Origin of the sequence: Enterococcus thailandicus, assembly GCF_001886265.1 — a bacterium.
Classification (GTDB): domain Bacteria; phylum Bacillota; class Bacilli; order Lactobacillales; family Enterococcaceae; genus Enterococcus_B; species Enterococcus_B thailandicus.
Genome location: NZ_JXLE01000001.1, coordinates 166765 through 184738 on the forward strand (window position 1 = coordinate 166765; position 17974 = coordinate 184738).

Below are 17974 nucleotides of genomic sequence, written 5' to 3' on the forward strand. Positions count from 1 at the left end.
AAGATGACATTAGTTGAACAGCCCATGTATCAAGCTGATTTGGCGAAAGTAGTTGAGAGTCTACCTGAACTGGAAAAACTTGATGGTAAATCAATTTTAATGATTGGTGCTTCTGGAATGATTGGCTCATTTTTAATTGATACTTTGATGCTAGCAAACCAGCAATTGGGATTAAAAATCAAAGTATTTGCTATGGGGAGAAATAGGGAAAAACTTGAAACGCGTTTTTTAACATATCGAAACTTGTCAACTTTTGAGATTGTTGAAGGCGACGTGACAGAACCTTTACCGGAAGAGCTTTTGGTTGATTATATGATTCATGGAGCAAGCAACACACATCCTAAAGCCTATGCGACTGATCCAATTGGAACTATCATGACCAATTTAGCTGGGACAGATCAAGTGTTAAAACATGCAGCGGCAACCAATGTCCAACGAACATTATTTTTATCAACAGTTGAAATTTATGGTGAAAATCGTGGAGACGTTGAAAAATTTAACGAAGAATATTGTGGTTATATTGACTGTAATACGTTACGTGCTGGTTATCCAGAAGGCAAAAGAGTGAGCGAATCACTTTGTCAAGCATACATTGCGAAAAATGGGTTAGATATTGTTATTCCACGTCTATGCCGAACATTTGGGCCAACGATGTTAACTTCTGATACCAAAGCTTCTTCTCAATTTATTCTAAATGCTGTCAATCACGAAGATATCGTGTTAAAAAGTGAAGGTAACCAATACTTTTCTTATGTTTATGTTGCAGATGCAGTTTCTGCAATTTTGTATTTACTATTACATGGTGAAAGTGGTCAAGCTTACAATGTTTCAAACGAGCAATTTGATTTGCATTTGAAAGATTTGGCAAAAAAATTAGCAAACATCAGTGGTAAAAAAGTTATTTTTGAATTACCAGATGAAATTGAAAGTAAAGGATTTTCTAAAGCAAATACAGCTGTTTTGGACAATACAAAATTGACAGCAACGGGCTGGATGCCTTTATTTGATTTAGAGGAATCGTTAGAACATACAGTGAAAATTATTCAGGAAGTGAAGTAGATGCATAAAATAAGCGTGATTGTCCCAGTATACAATGTAGAAGATTATCTAGAAAGTTGCTTAGATTCAATCTCCAACCAAACGTACTCTAATCTTGAAATTATTGTTGTAGATGATGGGTCACCAGATAACAGTGGACAAATTGCTGACGAATACAAGAAAAAAGATAATAGGGTATCTGTTATTCATCAGCAAAACGGTGGATTGAGTGCAGCTAGAAATTCTGGCTTAGAACAAGCGACAGGAGATTTTGTCTGCTTTATTGATAGTGATGATTGGATTGAACCAGATTATTTAGAACTTCTATATGCCGGTGTTCAAACTTTTAATGCAGAAATATCAGTAATAAAACTGAAAAAGATAAATGATTTAAAAGAACTTAAAGAGTTAACGCCAACCAAGGAAGATTGGTTGGTACTGGATAAACATGAGGCGATGAAATCATTATTCACTAGTAATAATATCGGTTACTCTGCCAATAATAAATTGTTCAATATGAATTTATTTTCTGACTTAAGATTCCCTGTTGGAAAGTTAATGGAAGATAAAGCAACAACATATCTTTTAATTGATAAGTCAAATCGGATTGCTTTAAATTCATCTGAAAAATATCATTATTTCCAAAGTCCAAAAAGTATATTACGAGGTAGTTTTAATCCTAGAAAATTTGATACTTTTGATATACATGAAGAGATTATTATGTTTATTGACAAGTTCTATCCAGAAGTGTCATTAAATGTTCGCTCAAGATACGTCTATACAGCGGTAAGAATGATGATGTCTATGATTGAGAACAACTATTCAAATCAAAAAGATTATGACCGATCAATGGAGATTTTATCTCGCTTTGAGCAAGAAGCTCAAGCAGATCCAGACTTTTCACCAAAATTGAAAAAGTTAATAAAATTTTTATTGAAACATCCTAATCTCCCATATCATTTATCCAAAAGTAAAGTGACAGCTAGTGTCTTGAATAGAATAGAATCTATGAGGTAATTGTAAATATGAATAAAATAAAAAAATTATTTTCTAGATATGTTTTTCCAGTAATTTTTAAAATGTTTCCTTTAAAAGAAAATAGGATTGTTTTTTCTAGTTTCGGCGGTCGAAACTATTCTGGAAATCCACGTGTGATTTCTGAAACAATAGGTAATCAAAATTTGAATTACAAATGTATATGGCTCTTGAAAAAGGGAGTTCAGGTAAATGATTTGCCAAATGATGTAAAGAGAGTAGATACAGATTCTTTACTAAGTACTTATTATTTGTATACATCTAAATTCTGGATTGATGATAGTCGAAAAACGATTGTATATGGAAAACGTAAAAAACAGATTTATTTTCAAACGTGGCATGGGACACCATTGAAAAAAATTGAATTTGATGCAGAAGATAAATTATCAAGTCATTATTTGAAATATGCTAAAAAAGATAGTGAATCAATCACATATCTTTTATCGGGTAATCGCTATAGTTCAGAAAAATATTTATCTGCTTTTCGTGTTTCAAAGAATCAGCTATTAGAAATTGGTACGCCAAGAAATGATAAGCTTGTTTCAAAAGCAAATGTACAACAATCTGATTATTTAAATAAGAATGAAATTACAATATTGTTTGCTCCAACGTTCAGAAATAATATGGAAAATAATGGAATTCCTCAATTAGAAAAACTTGAAATCAACGTGCTGAAAGAATTTTTTGCGCTTCGAGGTCAAAAACTTAATTTTATGACAAAGTTTCACCCCAACGTAAATCAACGTTTAGCTAATGACAAAAAAAGTAGAGAGTATATGAAAAGACATGAAGTGGAACTTGTGGATGATGGTATTCCGCTAGAAAATTTATTTGAAAATGTAGATGTCCTAATCACTGATTACTCCTCTATTTTTTTTGATTATGCTTTATTAAAAAAACCGCTTATTTTATTTAACTATGATGAAGATTCTTACAGCAAGGAACGTGGGTTTTATATTGAGTTAGGTTCATTGCCTGTACCTGTTGCTCAAGATGGAAAGATGTTGATTCAAATTTTTGAAGAACAAGCACAAGATTTGTTGAATAGTTCTGAACGTTTACTGAACTATGTGGGGAATTTTGAGGACGGAACTAGTACAGAAAAAGTAATCGAATTGATGAAGAAGGCAAGTAAATGAAAAAAACACTAAAAGATATTATTTATAATGCAATTTATCAGGTTTTCTTAATTGTTTTGCCGTTAATCACAATTCCAATTCTTAGCCGTAGAATTGGAGCTGACGGGCTAGGCGTTTATGGTTATGTATTTTCAATAGCGCAATTTTTAATGACTGTCATTGCTGTAGGAATGAATCCTTTTCGTATTCGTAATATTGCAAAAGCGCGAGATGACAAAAAAGAACTCTCGATGCAGTTTTGGAATATTTATTTCATGCAACTTTTAATTGGACTGGGTGCCTCAATTGTTTACATCATGTATATTTATCTATTTGATATCCAATACAAAAATTTGTACTTCATTCAGTTGATATTTATTTTGGGGTTAACACTGGATATCTCATGGTTTTTCCAAGGGATTGAGGAATTTGCAAAAGTTGTAATAAGGAATACGTTAATCAAAATTTCTTCAGTTTTTTTAATTGTCTTATTTGTAACTACCAAAGATGATTTGTGGATTTATGTTTTTATTACATCTATCACTAACTTTTTAGGAAGTCTGGTTTTTTGGCTAAATATCAAAGGTAAGGTATACAGACCTAAATTTAATTCAGCTCTTTTTAGAAAATTGTGGAAACCCGCTTTTATTATCTTAGTCCCACAATTGTTTATGCAAGTATATACGACATTAGATAAAACGGTCGTTGGTTATTTTGTTAATCCTACTGAATTATCTTATTATGATCAGTCGCAAAAGATAGCTAGAATTATCCTGGCTGTGCTTTCTTCTATTACAATTGTTATGCTTCCAAAAATCTCAAAAGCACAAGCTAATGGTGATAAGCGTAATATTCTAATTTACACAAAAAAATCTTTTGATTATACATTTATTATTGCGATGATTTTATTTAGCGTTGTTTTTGTCAATACGAAAGAATTTGTTCCATGGTTCTTTGGTGAAAAGTTTGAGCCAATGGTAATCAATATGTTACTCTCATGCTTACTCATTATCTTTAGCCCAATTGGAGGGGTATTTGCTAATCAATTTACGATTGCAATTGAGAAAGACAAAGAATTTGCTTATCCAATGATTATTGGAGCTTTGATCAGTATAGTTGGTAACATTTTATTAGTGCCTAAATATGGTGCGCTAGGGGCAACATTAGTACTCGTAATTGTAGAATTTTTGGTCTGCTTCTTCAGGATTTTCTTTATTAGAGATGAAATTCAGGTTGGTTATTTCTTTGATAAACGAATCAATTTATTCTTCGTCATGGGTATGGCTTTGTCGTTGTTGTTTTACTATTTTGTTCCTACAATATTAAACTCTAGCTTCTTAGATATGGCACTAAAATCTATCATTATTGTGCTAGTGTATCTACCAATTACTTATTTTAATTTTCCACATCTAAAAGAAGAAATTAGTAGAATGTTCAAATAAAACAAAACTCCTTCATTATTTTTTAAATAATGAAGGAGTTTTGTTTTATTTACTTGTCTTTTGAATTAAGATCTTTTTTTATTTGTGTCGTAGAAATTTCAGGAGTTCTAGGCAAGTAGATAACTTCTGCATCTGTTAGTTGTTCTAACTCATCAAAGTGTCCTGCCCAGTCATCGCCCATCACGAAGTAATCGACTTGAAATTCTTTAATATCTTTTGCTTTTTGATCCCAGCTTTTTTCAGGGATAACTAAGTCAACGTATCGAATAGCTTCAAGAAGTTGTTTTCTTTTCTCATAGCTAAAATAACATTTTTTTTGTTTCTCGTCCCAATTAAATTCATCTGTTGAAAGAGCAACAATTAAATAGTCACCATATTCTTTAGCACGTTTTAGCAAGTTGATGTGTCCGTAGTGTAACAAGTCAAAAGTACCATAGGTAATTACTCTTTTCATTTTTCACCTCTCGAAATTCATTAATATACATTGTTAGTCTAACATTTTTTTGATAGAATTGGAAGGTACAGGTTAATTTCAAAAAATACAACTAAGAGAATATTCAAAGAATGTTTTAAAAGAAGAAAGTTATTGATGGGGGGATTGTTAGTTAAGCAATAGCGCATTAACTATGACGGTGTTAGTGTTAGAAATAGGAAAATAGTAAGCTTAATAGTTCGATGTATAATTCTGGAATCATCATGTATTTAGTATTGCGAAAGGCATAAATTTCTTTTTATATTTTGATATATAAATTTTATGGATTAGGAGAGTAAGGAATGAAATTTAAAGTAAATATTTCTTTTTATAAAAGAATGTTCAAAAAATATGGGGTTTTTGTTCTTGTAGTTACGGCTTTGTTTGGAATGCTACTTGCTGGAATCCAATATTTTGCAAACGATAGTTATACATCAGAATCAAAAATTATGGTAAGTTTGCCTCAAAATGAATCAACAACGAATGCTGATGCTATTGTGGCTAATCAAGAGATGATTGGTACTTATAGTGAAATTATAAAGAGTGATGAATTTTTGGAACCAATCGCTGATCAATTTGAAAATTTAGACTTAGAAGATTTAAAAAGCAATATAAAAGTTGAAAAAGCAGAAAATTCCTATGTTTTCAAAGTCAGCATGATTGGAAGTTCTGAATCTGAGGCTAAAAGTCTTGGTGAAAAAATTACTTCTGCTTTTGAAAAAAACATTGGACAATATATTTCTGTAGAAAAAGTAAAAATTCTTTCTTCTAACGTGTCTTCAAGTGACAGAGGTGGAGCTGTATCTATACTTCGCTCCTTATTAATTGGTGTTCTTACAGGATTTTGTTTATCAATAGGTATACTATTAGTTAGGGAATTTATTGTATTTGAATAGGAGAATTTTATGAGTATAGTATTTTGGTTCTTTTTAGTGAATCCCTTAATAGGGGTCCTACTGGTCCCAAAGTTTATTTTTGAAGAAAAGAAGAGAATTAAGGCATGGTCTTTTTTGCTAGGAACTTCATTTGGATATATGAGTTATTTTATCAACCCTTCGCCAACAATCGATTTAGCTAGATACTTCGAAAAAATAGAGATGTTAGCTAATTTTTCAATGAGTCAGTTTTTGAGCTACTACGATTTGAGTGCAAAGTTAGATTTGTCTAATTGGTTTTTCTTTTTAATTTCAAAGTTAAATGATGTCCATTTTATGCCTCTCATAGTAATAACGTTTGTATACACTATTATTTTTTATATGATTCTTGATAACAGTACAAGGAATGAGCTTAGCAATAAAATCGTCTTTTTACAGATTGCAATTGTCGTTTCATTTCTTTCCTTCCCAGGAGTTACGAGTAATATACGAAATATTTCTGCTTTCGTATTATTTATGTTTGGATTTTATCTAGAAGTCTATCACCAGAAAAAAAACACTCAAGTATGGGGAATATATGTTTTATCAGTGTTACTTCATAAAACGGCTGTAATTTTAATTGCATTCAGAATTTTAAGTTATGTTATTTCGAAATTAAAGAGTAAAAAAATATTACTATCTATCACTCTGATTTTTCTATTTTGTTCCTTAACAGTCAGCGTTATATATCATGTTGTTCATATGATACCATTTACTGTCCCATTAACATCCATAGTAGACAAAGCATATACTTATGCTACTGGTTTTGGCAGTGATAATAGTTATATGGCCTATATTCAAGGAAGCTTATTCATGAAGTTACAGAAAATCTTTTATTTATTAATCAATCTTCTATTTTTGTTTTTATTTTATAGAAATGATTATGTAAGTAAGATTTTTTCTTTTGTGAAAGATGACAAAAAGCAACAATTTATGTTATTTTACTTTCTTAATTTAGTTTTAACTATAGGTACGATCCCTATAATTTTACCAGTCTATTGGCGTTTTTCGTTTGTCTCAATTATTTTTTCTTGGTGTATAGTAACAGCTAAAGCGATGAGGGGACAACTATTGATAATAGTCACCATTTTTTTAATTTTGGGTGGAATTATTTACCAATTGCTGGTTTTAGGACAATATACAGATTTTATTGAGTTTATTGTAAACTTATTTACGAATAATTACTTTTCTATTTTTTTGCGCTGAACGGATAAAATCAGTAAATATATTATCGAAAGTCTGACTTGATGCCTGAAAAAATATGCAATACTATTAATGTGATAATTAAAAAAATGGAGTGAGATTTGTGGATAACATATTAATCACTGGCGGAGCTGGATTTATTGGCTCTACGCTAGCAAATTATTTAAGTAAAGAAAATAAAATCGTTGTTGTGGATGATTTATCCATGGGAAAACAGGAGAATTTAGTTGTATCAAGTAATCTTAAATTTGTAAAAGGTGATGTGACAGATGAAAGCCTAATGGAGAAATTGTTACGTGATCATTCATTTGACTATATTTTTCATTTAGCTGCGGTTGCGAGTGTTGCAGATTCTGTTGCGCGTCCAGTTGCAACACATCGGGTGAACTTTGAAAGTGTTTTGATGTTATTAGAATTGATTCGCCAATATCAACCCAAACTAAAGCGTTTAGTTTTCAGTTCTTCTGCAGCTGTCTATGGAGATGAATTGACTTTACCAAAACAAGAAGAGTCTGTGATTCGTCCGTTGACACCTTATGCAGTGGATAAATTTGCAGCAGAGCAATATGTTTTGGATTATTATCATTTGTATGATGTGCCAACTAGCGCCGTTCGTTTCTTTAATGTGTATGGGCCAAATCAAAATCCAAATTCACCTTATAGCGGTGTTATTTCGATTTTAATGGATCGCTACAAAAAACAATTGGCAGGTGAGGCAACTGTTTTCACTTTGTTTGGTGATGGCAGTCAATCAAGAGACTTCGTTTATATCGAAGACGTGATTCAAGCGTTGATGTTAGTGGCAACGAAGGAAGAAGCATTAGGCAAACAGTTTAATGTAGGCACCGGTGACGGTACAACGTTACTTGAATTGATTCAGGCAATTGATGAAATTTTACAGGTGAAGTTGAAACTGAAATTTGAAGAGGAACGTTCAGGGGACATTCACGACTCTTTGGCAAATATTTCAAAAATCAAAACATTAGGCTATCAGCCAAAATTTGATATTTTGGCTGGTATGAAATGCTATATTGAAAGTGAGCTTGTCAAGTAAAGAATTTACTTTGAAAAAATAGCGGGGCGGTAATTTTACTTACCACCTCGCTATTTTTTTGTAGTTAAAATTATGAAGGAAGTTTTTTGCCTGTTAGAATTTCGTACAGTTGATTCCTGATAGCAACTGCCCCAGGTTTGATTTTTGTATCAGATTGGATATTACTTTGCATAACGATTGCGTTTTTAGTATCTTTTGTCATAGCAACAACTGAGTGAAAACGATTGATGTTCCCTTGCGCTAAAATGTAATCTGCACCGCTGTAAACACCCCCGCTATAAGGATGTTTCAGTTGATTATTCTGCCAAAGTGAGAAGAGTAGTTTTTTGGGAATAAGTTGACCGGATAGTACTTTTGTAAAAAAAGCTGCCAAGTCATACGTATTCATACTGATATTTCCGGTTCCTAATTCGTTATGGATCGCAGTTTCGTTTTCATCTAACTCTTTCCAGTAGTCATCATCAGCTGACATTTGATAAGATTTTGCATGCTGAGAAGAATTTTTGACATTTTCATAAAAATCGGTGTGTTGCAATTGAAGAGGTTTGATTAACGAATCTGATAATAGCTCTTCATAGCTTTTATTAGTCAACTGCATTAGAATTCCCGCCAATAAAGTAAAGTTTAGTGGTTCATAATGATACGTCTGGTAATCAGTCCATTTTAAATGTTCTACAGTAAATTGAACAATGTCACGGTCAGTCAGTGGAACAGAAGGTTGCTCGGTCTTATGCAACCCTGATCGCATTGTCAACAAGTCGTGAATCGTGATTGATTGACTACCTGGAATTTGCGGATAGAAGGTTGCTAAAGGTGTTGTAAAGCTTATTTTTTTCTGTTCGATTTGTTTTAGAATGAGGAGTGCCGTCATCGCTTTTTGAATCGAACCAATCTGATAGTCGAGTGATAGAGAATTTGGCTGATTTGTTTCTTTGTCTGCATAGCCATAAGTTTTCTCTAAGATAATTCGATTGTTTTTTCGAACATAGATTGTGCCAATATATTTCGATTTTTTCAGCAATTGATCCATTTCCGTTGCTGCTTTTTTCTCGGAAGCTGTCAAGTTTACGACAGTTGCTGGTTCTTGATCTGCAACGGGCTTGATTGTGTCAGAAAGTAGGAGCAAATACCAACTCGTGGTTACGCCTAATCCCAGAAAAAATGTTAAGATAGCAAGAAGAACCGTCTTTTTCCTTGCTTGCCTTTTTTGATGTTTTTTATTGTGCATAGGATGACCCTTTCTGATATTTGTTAAAACATCTTCATTTTAATACGGATAGTAAGAAGATTCCTACTAACAATTTTGCAATAATATATTTTATGAAAAGAATTCACTCTGAAAGGAATTTCATGTATAATGGATGAAGTTATGAACTTGAGAGTAAGGAGGAGTTGTTTTGTCAGAAAACAAACAACATCCAGAAGAAAAAAATAAAATGGAACACACGACAACGCAAGAAGTGATGGTCAAACGTAAAAATTTGCGTAAAAAAGAAGATAAAATCGTTGGCAAGATCATTTTAGTGATCGTAATCACTTTATTAGCAATCGTTGGAGTATTTGGTTTTACTACCTATAAGTATGTTGAAAGTGGTTTAAAACCATTAGATAATTCGGATAGTCAATTGGTTCAAGTAGAGATTCCAAGTGGTTCTTCGAATAAACAAATTGGTGAAATCCTAGAAAACGATCATGTTATCAAAAGTGGTATCGTTTTTAATTATTATACGAAATTCAAAAATTTAACTGGTTTCCAAGCAGGATTTTATCAAATGGCTCCAAACATGACTTTAGATGAGATTGGTAAATTACTGCAAGAAGGTGGTACTGCTGAACCCAAAGAAGTTGCTGATGGGAAAATCACGATTCCTGAAGGTTATGATATCGATCAAATAGCAAGTCGGGTGGCTAAGATTACCGGGAAAGACAAGCAAGAATTTTTAGATTTGATAACAGATGATGCTTTCTTAAAAGAGTTGTATCAAAAATTCCCAGAATTGCTGGAAAGTTCATCTCAAGCTAAAGATGTAAAATATCATTTAGAAGGCTATTTGTTCCCAGCTACTTATGATTATTATAAGGATACTTCGTTGAAAGATTTAGTTATCCAAATGGTTGAAAAAACAGACTCAGTTATGCAAGATTACTATGCGACGATTAAGCAACAAAATCGCACTGTTCAAGAAGTATTGACATTGGCATCTTTAGTTGAAAAAGAAGGCGTCAAGGAAAATGATCGTAAGAATATTGCACGAGTTTTCTATAACCGAATTGAGTCAGATATGCCGCTACAAACGGATATTTCCGTTTTATACGCTCTTGGCGAACACAAAGAGACAGTAAGTTATGCTGATACTGCGGTTGATTCTCCATATAACTTATACACGAATCCTGGGTTTGGACCTGGACCATTTGATAGTCCTAGTGAGGAGTCCATCAAAGCAGTCTTATCTCCTGCAGATAATGATTATTACTATTTTGTGGCAGACATAAGTACAGGAAATGTTTACTTTGCCAAAACGTATGAAGAACACTTAGAATTAGTTGAAAAATATGTCAATAAATCATAAAATAAACTAGTGTTATTCATTCATTTTTAGAAAAACATTTACATTTTAGAAAAAGCATGGTAATCTTTTTTGGACTATAGTCCATAAAAGGTTACCTTTTGTGGTAGTTTATTGAGATGAAGGAGACGTTACGAATGGTAGAGAAAGTTTACCCAATGACGCTAGAAGGAAAAGAAAAACTAGAACAAGAATTGGAAGAATTAAAAACAGTTAAACGCGGAGAAATTATTGAGCGTATCAAAATTGCTCGGAGCTTTGGTGACTTGTCAGAAAACTCAGAGTATGAATCAGCAAAAGATGAACAAGCTTTTGTAGAAGGACGTATCACAACGATTGAAACAATGATTCGTTTTGCACAAATCATTGATAATAATGGCGTGGATTCTGACGAAGTTTCAATCGGAAAAACAGTTACATTTGTTGAACTTCCTGATGGTGATGAAGAAGAATATACTATCGTTGGTAGTGCTGAAGCTGATCCATTTTCCGGTAAGATTTCAAATGACTCTCCAATTGCACAAGCTTTGATTGGAAAAGTAAAAGGCGATGAAGTAACAATCACTACACCAGGTGGAGATATGTTAGTTAAAATCGTTAAAGTTGAACAGGCTTAATTTTTTGTTAACTAGAGACCTAGAGCATAATCAGATGATTAGTCTAGGTCTTTCTTTTTGGTTTATTTGATAAGAAAAAGAGCTTTTTACAACCAGAGACCTATAGTAAAGCTTAGAAAAAATAGGTATGATGAAGAAAGTGAATAGGAAAGGAGCAAGCTGATGAATAGTTCTTTACGATTTTTTGTCGTAGTAGAAACCTTATTGCTATTATTTGCTGTTTGGCAAATTGTTAATAATACAGAAATTTTAATCTTCGTGGTCTTTGGCGCACTCAATATTTATTTGGCACTACGCAAACAACCACGCAAAAAATTCCAAAAATTTCAATTGATTCTAGGGAGCTTGATCCTTTTTTTCAGTTTAGTTAGCAGTCCAGCACTCTGGTTGATGCTGATTTTTGCTGTGTTGTTTATTGGACTAAAGGGTGTTGAAATCTCTGGTATTGATTTAACCAAGAATGCTTTTTGGCGCAAAAAGCAAATGATGATGATTCAGACAGAACAGTTGAAACCACATAACAACGAACGTACGAAACAACAATTGATTGGCAATCAGAGAATTGGTTCAGATGTGTATGAATGGGATGACATCAATATTGCGATTGCTACGGGTGATACAATCATTGATTTAGGCAATACTTTGTTGCCTAAAGATGATAATATTGTCATCGTTCGAAAAGGTGTTGGTCGAACAAGAATTCTTGTTCCATTAGGGATTGCTATCAGTTTAGAACATGCAACGATAGTTGGAAATGTTTACTTTGAAGAAGAACAATTTGCATTGAAAAATGAATCAATCAAAATTTACAGTAATGATTATGACGAGAATCCACGTCGATTGAAAATTATTACGAATACCTTGCTTGGTGATGTCGAGGTGATTCGTGTATGATTGGGAAAATTTCTCGACCAATGATTGCCTTTTATGCCTCGCTTAGCACATTTATGGTTATTTTATTCGCTATGTTCACCTATTTTTATGCAAGTAAACAGAAACATTGGTGGGCAGAATTACTGCAAGCAAGATTGCTTTATGTACCACTGATTTTTCATCTATTTGCGATTTCTTTAGGTGTAGGATTATTGACTTTTTTGATCGTATCAGTTGCTCAAAAAACAAGATATGGTAAAATCGAAGAAAAGTTACGAGCAATTTCTTCTGGGAACTATGATGCAAAAATTTTGGATCAACCGATTTTAGCAGCAGCTGATAACGAATATATCAAAGATATTGACCAAGAAATTATTAAAATTAAAGAAAAAATGATTGAAGTTTCTAGTGAACTTCAAATTTTGACAAGTCGTCCGCAATATGTAAATGGACAAACAAAAGAAGAAATTTTAGAATTAGAGCGTCATCGATTAGCGCGTGAATTGCATGACTCTGTTTCACAGCAGTTATTTGCAGCCATGATGATGATGTCTGCTTTGACTGAGCAGGCAGAAAAAAGTGATACACCAGAAGTTTTTCGGAAACAACTACGTATGGTCGCAGAGATCATCAACGCTTCTCAATCAGAGATGCGCGCGTTATTATTACATTTACGCCCAGTTAATCTGGAAGAGAAAAGTTTGAAACAAGGAATTGAGCAATTATTAAAAGAATTACAAAATAAAATTCAAATTTCATTGAAGTGGGAGATTGAAGATGTTCAATTATCCAGTTCAATCGAAGATCATCTTTTCCGAATTGTGCAAGAGTTGCTTTCAAATACATTACGCCATGCAAAAGCGAATGAATTAGAGGTTTATTTACACCGAATCGACAATAATTTATTGTTACGGGTCATTGATGACGGAACGGGATTCAATATGAACGAAACGAAAACGGGAAGTTACGGTTTAGGAAATATCAAAGAACGTGTTGCAGGAATTGGTGGCACAGTGAAAATTATTAGCTTTAAGGGACAGGGAACGAGTGTCGAGATCAAGGTTCCTTTAATTAAGGAGGTATAACGGCGGATGATAAAAGTAATGCTCGTAGATGACCACGAAATGGTGCGTTTAGGCGTTTCTTCTTACTTATCTATTCAAGAGGATATCGAAGTAGTCGGAGAGGCTGAGAATGGCTTAATTGGCTATGAGAAAGCAATGGAACTGAGACCAGATGTTATTCTAATGGATTTAGTGATGGAAGAAATGGATGGAATTGAGTCAACAAAAGCTATCTTAAAAGATTGGCCAGAGGCAAAAATTATTATTGTCACCAGTTTTATTGATGATGAAAAAGTATATCCTGCAATTGAGGCTGGTGCTGCAGGTTACTTATTAAAAACTTCGACTGCGCATGAAATCGCAGATGCAATTCGCGCGACGCAACGTGGCGAACGAGTACTGGAGCCAGAAGTAACAACCAAAATGATGGAAAAAATGAGCCGCCGAAACGAACCAATTCTGCATGAAGACTTGACGAAACGAGAAAATGAAATTCTGATGTTGATTTCTGAAGGAAAGAGTAATCAAGAAATCGCAGATGAGTTATTTATCACTTTGAAAACAGTCAAAACCCATGTTTCAAATATTTTGGCAAAACTTGAAGTTGAGGATCGTACACAAGCCGCAATTTATGCGTTCAAACATGGTTTGGTCAAATAACGAAAAAAAAAATAATTGATCATGAACAGCTGATTGAATTTAAAAAGACTGTGGGACAAAACAAATTTGTGTTTGTCCCGCTTTTTTATTTTTTTGAAGGAAAATCAGTCAATTTTTGAAGGAAAAAAGATTGGCTAAGTGATAGAAAAAAGGTTTCGTTTGATACAAGGAATAGTCAAAAAGTAAAGGAGGGGGTGTCCGAAATGAATAATCGTAATCCTAAAATATTTTCAACAATCTGTGAAGAATTTTATTTAAATAAATCAGTCGTATGAGTATAAAAGAATTCATACGACTGATTTATGATGTTTTTGGTTAGTAATACATATATAGGAAATTATCAAACTTGAGCGATATAAATCTTATATAACTTTGCTTATTCTCTGAAATTTCTAGAAAATGAAAAATTCCTATATATATAGTATTCGATACTAGCTCACTAAAATGAAGTACTTCTTGGTAACCAAGGACTCTTTTTTCAATAAGTTTATCTTGTTACGTTCCCAGTTGTATCAATCGCAACAGAATCCAAAATAGCTTGAGTTTCCGCACTTAATACAACGATATTTAATCCTGTTCCGTTCCTCGAATAGTCAACATTATCAATTATGATTTGATTAAAAACGGTATTTTCTTCGTTAATACGCCCACTACGTATGTTAACTTGTTTTTTTCCTATATTAATTTTTTTCTGGCTAAATACTGGATTGCCTTCCAGAGGTAAATGATCTACGTTAGAACCTATGATAGCATCACCGTCTGTAAACACTAGATCATTTACTAAAAAATCAATATATTGACCAGACACATTGCTGTAAGTTCCTGAGAGAAGAACGATATATTTACTATTATTAATCTTACTAAAATATTTCTTTGCTTTAACAATATTCATCAATTCCGAAGAACCATTTTTATAAATAAGTTGCCAGTCTTTTTCACTAACAGATGCAACTGATTCTAAACCAAAGTAATTTGCTGTTGCACGATTTATTTGGGCTTTTTTATCTTTTCCAACATGGGACAAACGATTAGAGTATGCTGGATAATTACTAAGGTTCTCTTCATCAAAATTTGCAAAAACAGGATTTAAATTTCCTAGAGTCTTTTGTTGGACTAAATAATCATATCGTTCGTTTATCTTTTTATGAGATAGTGTAATGTCAATCGTTCCAAGTACGAATGAAAAAGTAAAAGAGACGATTAATATAGTAAAAGTACCACTATAAAATAATTGTTTTTTATCTATTTTATCTGGCCAACTTATTAGTAGCGCAATGACCAAATAAAGAGCACCACCGTAATATGATCGTCCCCAATTTAATCCAGTTGGCGAGAATGCTAATACATAAATAGTAGCAATTCCTGCAAAAATATAGCCTATACTTAAAATTAATTTTTCTGAGTTATTAAAAAGAATAAAGCCTATAACAGTAGCAAGCATGACTAACAAAATAAAATAAAATGCATTTTCTTGTAACGATTGAGTGATTTGAAATACACCTTCTACTAATTTTTTAGTAAAAGACCAATTACTTCGATTAAAATACGTTGATCGAATTGCATTTCCTGGAGCTTTAACCATAATGACTAGTCCAGTTACTGCACCAATTAGTCCTGAAATCATCCATTTTGGAATTGGTTGCTGTCGTAATTTATTATAGCCAATATAGCCTAGTGCTAATAAAACAGCACCACCAGAAGTGTTTTCATTACACCAACCGCTTAACAACCCTAAGAAGAATAAAGCAAAGATACTAACGCAATTGGCGGGATTAATCCACTTTACCTTTTGTGAAACTGTCTGTTTATGATAAATCGCTAAAAATGTTAAGATGATAGTACTTCCCCATAGGTAATTAGCTGCACCTGTTTCCCAAAGAAAGACTTCCCCAAATGCTGGTGTAAATAACCACAGAGAAAAAAGAATAACCAAATATTTAGAGATAGAGTATCTCTTTTTAGTAGATAAAATATAAATTAATAAAGTTACATAAATAAATGCTAATGGATTTAAGATATTGAAAAAAATTTTAGGCATTAATAAAAAAATACGAGCAATAATATGGACGATGGATCTTCCAGTCCATGTTTGATATTGTGTGTACTCATTATTTAAGATGGTGAAAAAACCTTCTGTTTTAGCCATGTATTGTAGATCGTCAGCAATTAAAGGGGTTAAAAAATTTAATAGCACCATGACGAGATACGTTAATATTACAATTGAAAAAAATATTTTTTTTTGTGTAGAATATTTTTGGTTCATTCTATACTCCTTTACTTTTTTAATATATACAACATATCATATTTTCCAATTGTTACGTATATCTTTAGTCCATTTTAAGTTAAATATGTATGGATTTTTTCATTTTTTTTTTTGATATTAATTAATCGATTTTTTTAAACAAAAGTGAAGTGAGGGGGGGAATCTAACACGATATAGAGTGTTCTTATTATAAAAATTGGTTCTAAATTAGCTTATGATTGATAGTCTAGGATAACGTAATGTTAATCTTAACAACATAAAATATTTATAAAGACTACACGATTTATTTGAAATGTATTTTTAGTTATTTTATTTTCAATGAAATGATAGGAAGATTATTTGTGACTCTTTTATGGAAAAGTTCAGAAATTACTGGAATATTTAAGTCCATTTGTGATGTTGAGGTATGAAATATTAATTTTAAAAAGTAAGAAAATTGTTGTAAAGAATCTTGGATTACAGGAAATACTTTATAACTGATTAAAGAAAAATAGTTTTTTGACTTTATAAATATGTTAATAATGATGATGGTTGTAGACACGAAACCCATCCTTTTACACTTTAGAAGATTTGAAAATAAACATGGTTAAGTCTCGCCCCTTTTGTTTTTGAAAAGGCTTTGCTATACTTGAAAAGAAATAAGGATGAAGAGGAGTAATGACTTGAAACAAAATTTTGCAATCATCGGTCTTGGTCGTTTCGGTGGCAGTATTTGTCGCACATTGATTGAATCAGGACAAGAAGTTTTGGCAATCGACAGCAATGAAGATCGCGTAAATGAATATATGAATATTGCTACGCATGCAGTGGTAGCAAATGCGCAAGATGAGATGACTTTGCGCTCGTTAGGAATTCGTAACTTTGACCATGTGATTGTGGCGATTGGTGAAGACATTCAAGCTAGCATTTTAGTAACGCTAATGGTCAAGGAAATGGGTGTACCTAACATACTAGTGAAGGCACAAAATGAATATCATGCACGCGTTTTAGAAAAAATTGGCGCAGATCGCGTAGTACATCCGGAAAGAGATATGGGTGTTCGAATTGCGCATAATTTAGTTTCAAAAAATATTTTAGATTACTTAGAACTGACGGATGCGTACTCATTAGCTGAAATTCGAGTAGCTAATCCTAAGTTTTTCAATAAAACACTTGGCGAACTAAATTTCCGTCAACGGTTTGATTTAACTGTTGTAGCGATTCGTCGAGTGGATCGAACAGTGGTTGTTTCTCCAGCAGCAGATGAGTTTGTCCGTCAAAATGATAATTTATTAGTAATTGGAGAAACGGAAGATGTAGAGATGCTTGACGATAAAATGAATCAATAATTATAGGGGTGAGTGATTTTGACGAAGTTAACAGTAACACCTGCAGCACAAGAATGGTTCAAAAAAGAAGTGAATCCACCTGAAAATCTTGGCATTCGCTTTTTCGGAAAAGTTTATGGTAAAACAGAGGTACACGAAGGCTTTTCGATTGGTTTATCAGTTGAAGAACCAGAAAATGTCATTGAAGAAGAATTGATTGATGGCATGAAGTTCTTTATTGAAGAAGCGGATGAATGGTTCTTCAAAGGATACGATTTAGTTGTCGATTACGACGCCAAAAAGGATGAACCAGCCTATCATTTTGAAAAAAATGATTAACAATAAAA

Annotated in this window: 17 protein-coding genes; 14 read left to right on the top strand and 3 right to left on the bottom strand. The window is 32.7% G+C overall.

Features of this window, described 5'->3' with window-relative positions:
* Positions 1-3 precede the first annotated feature (3 nt).
* The 4 genes from RV17_RS00730 to RV17_RS00745 are packed head-to-tail and all read left to right on the top strand — an operon-like array spanning position 4 to position 4633.
* The gene (locus RV17_RS00730) at positions 4-1059 is read left to right on the top strand and encodes an NAD-dependent epimerase/dehydratase family protein (RefSeq protein ID WP_067480689.1); all 1056 of its coding nucleotides are present in this window, start codon (positions 4-6) and stop codon (positions 1057-1059) included.
* Positions 1060-2055: a glycosyltransferase family 2 protein gene (locus tag RV17_RS00735; RefSeq protein ID WP_067480692.1), complete on the top strand. Its 996-nt coding sequence runs from the start codon at positions 1060-1062 to the stop codon at positions 2053-2055. It begins immediately after the preceding gene.
* 8 nt (positions 2056-2063) lie between these two features.
* Entirely contained in the window at positions 2064-3212 is a 1149-nt protein-coding gene (locus RV17_RS00740; RefSeq protein WP_067480695.1) for a CDP-glycerol glycerophosphotransferase family protein, read from the top strand.
* Positions 3209-4633: a flippase gene (locus RV17_RS00745; RefSeq protein ID WP_067480698.1), complete on the top strand. Its 1425-nt coding sequence runs from the start codon at positions 3209-3211 to the stop codon at positions 4631-4633. Before RV17_RS00740 ends, RV17_RS00745 begins: the two co-directional genes overlap by 4 nt.
* Positions 4634-4682: 49 nt before the next feature.
* Here the strand turns inward: RV17_RS00745 and tagD are convergent, their stop codons facing one another.
* On the bottom strand, positions 4683-5087 hold the full coding sequence (tagD, locus tag RV17_RS00750) for a glycerol-3-phosphate cytidylyltransferase (protein ID WP_067480702.1): 405 nt from the start codon (positions 5085-5087) through the stop codon (positions 4683-4685).
* 320 nt (positions 5088-5407) lie between these two features.
* On the opposite strand from tagD, the gene RV17_RS00755 reads away from it, so the two are divergent.
* The 3 genes from RV17_RS00755 (at position 5408) to RV17_RS00765 (ending at position 8276) form a co-directional block, all read left to right on the top strand.
* Entirely contained in the window at positions 5408-6001 is a 594-nt protein-coding gene (locus RV17_RS00755; protein ID WP_067480705.1) for a YveK family protein, read from the top strand.
* Between the two features lie 9 nt (positions 6002-6010).
* On the top strand, positions 6011-7225 hold the full coding sequence (locus RV17_RS00760) for a hypothetical protein (protein WP_067480708.1): 1215 nt from the start codon (positions 6011-6013) through the stop codon (positions 7223-7225).
* Between the two features lie 100 nt (positions 7226-7325).
* A complete protein-coding gene (locus RV17_RS00765; RefSeq protein ID WP_067480712.1) occupies positions 7326-8276 on the top strand; it encodes an NAD-dependent epimerase/dehydratase family protein in 951 nt (316 codons plus the stop codon).
* Positions 8277-8346: 70 nt separating this feature from the next.
* Here RV17_RS00765 and RV17_RS00770 read toward each other — a convergent pair whose 3' ends face one another.
* A complete protein-coding gene (locus tag RV17_RS00770; RefSeq protein ID WP_067480714.1) occupies positions 8347-9504 on the bottom strand; it encodes a serine hydrolase domain-containing protein in 1158 nt (385 codons plus the stop codon).
* Between the two features lie 169 nt (positions 9505-9673).
* Here RV17_RS00770 and mltG point away from each other — a divergent pair, with 169 nt between their 5' ends.
* The 5 genes from mltG to RV17_RS00795 all read left to right on the top strand — a co-directional run bounded on the left by mltG (position 9674) and on the right by RV17_RS00795 (position 14057).
* On the top strand, positions 9674-10846 hold the full coding sequence (mltG, locus tag RV17_RS00775; RefSeq protein WP_067480717.1) for an endolytic transglycosylase MltG: 1173 nt from the start codon (positions 9674-9676) through the stop codon (positions 10844-10846).
* Positions 10847-10980: 134 nt separating this feature from the next.
* Positions 10981-11460: a transcription elongation factor GreA gene (greA, locus tag RV17_RS00780; RefSeq protein ID WP_067480720.1), complete on the top strand. Its 480-nt coding sequence runs from the start codon at positions 10981-10983 to the stop codon at positions 11458-11460.
* Positions 11461-11622: 162 nt separating this feature from the next.
* The gene (gene liaF / locus RV17_RS00785) at positions 11623-12354 is read left to right on the top strand and encodes a cell wall-active antibiotics response protein LiaF (protein WP_067480723.1); all 732 of its coding nucleotides are present in this window, start codon (positions 11623-11625) and stop codon (positions 12352-12354) included.
* Positions 12351-13418: a two-component system sensor histidine kinase LiaS gene (liaS, locus tag RV17_RS00790; protein WP_067480728.1), complete on the top strand. Its 1068-nt coding sequence runs from the start codon at positions 12351-12353 to the stop codon at positions 13416-13418. Before liaF ends, liaS begins: the two co-directional genes overlap by 4 nt.
* Positions 13419-13424: 6 nt before the next feature.
* Positions 13425-14057, top strand: coding sequence for a response regulator transcription factor (locus tag RV17_RS00795; protein WP_067480731.1), 633 nt, complete (start codon positions 13425-13427; stop codon positions 14055-14057).
* A gap of 487 nt (positions 14058-14544) precedes the next feature.
* Here RV17_RS00795 and RV17_RS00800 read toward each other — a convergent pair whose 3' ends face one another.
* Positions 14545-16320, bottom strand: a complete 1776-nt coding sequence (locus RV17_RS00800; RefSeq protein WP_067480734.1) for a DUF3329 domain-containing protein — start codon at positions 16318-16320, stop codon at positions 14545-14547.
* Between the two features lie 662 nt (positions 16321-16982).
* On the opposite strand from RV17_RS00800, the gene RV17_RS00805 reads away from it, so the two are divergent.
* Together RV17_RS00805 and RV17_RS00810 are read left to right on the top strand one after the other, a co-directional pair.
* A complete protein-coding gene (locus RV17_RS00805; protein ID WP_067480737.1) occupies positions 16983-17648 on the top strand; it encodes a potassium channel family protein in 666 nt (221 codons plus the stop codon).
* Between the two features lie 18 nt (positions 17649-17666).
* Positions 17667-17966, top strand: a complete 300-nt coding sequence (locus tag RV17_RS00810) for a HesB/YadR/YfhF family protein (protein ID WP_067480740.1) — start codon at positions 17667-17669, stop codon at positions 17964-17966.
* Positions 17967-17974 lie beyond the last annotated feature (8 nt).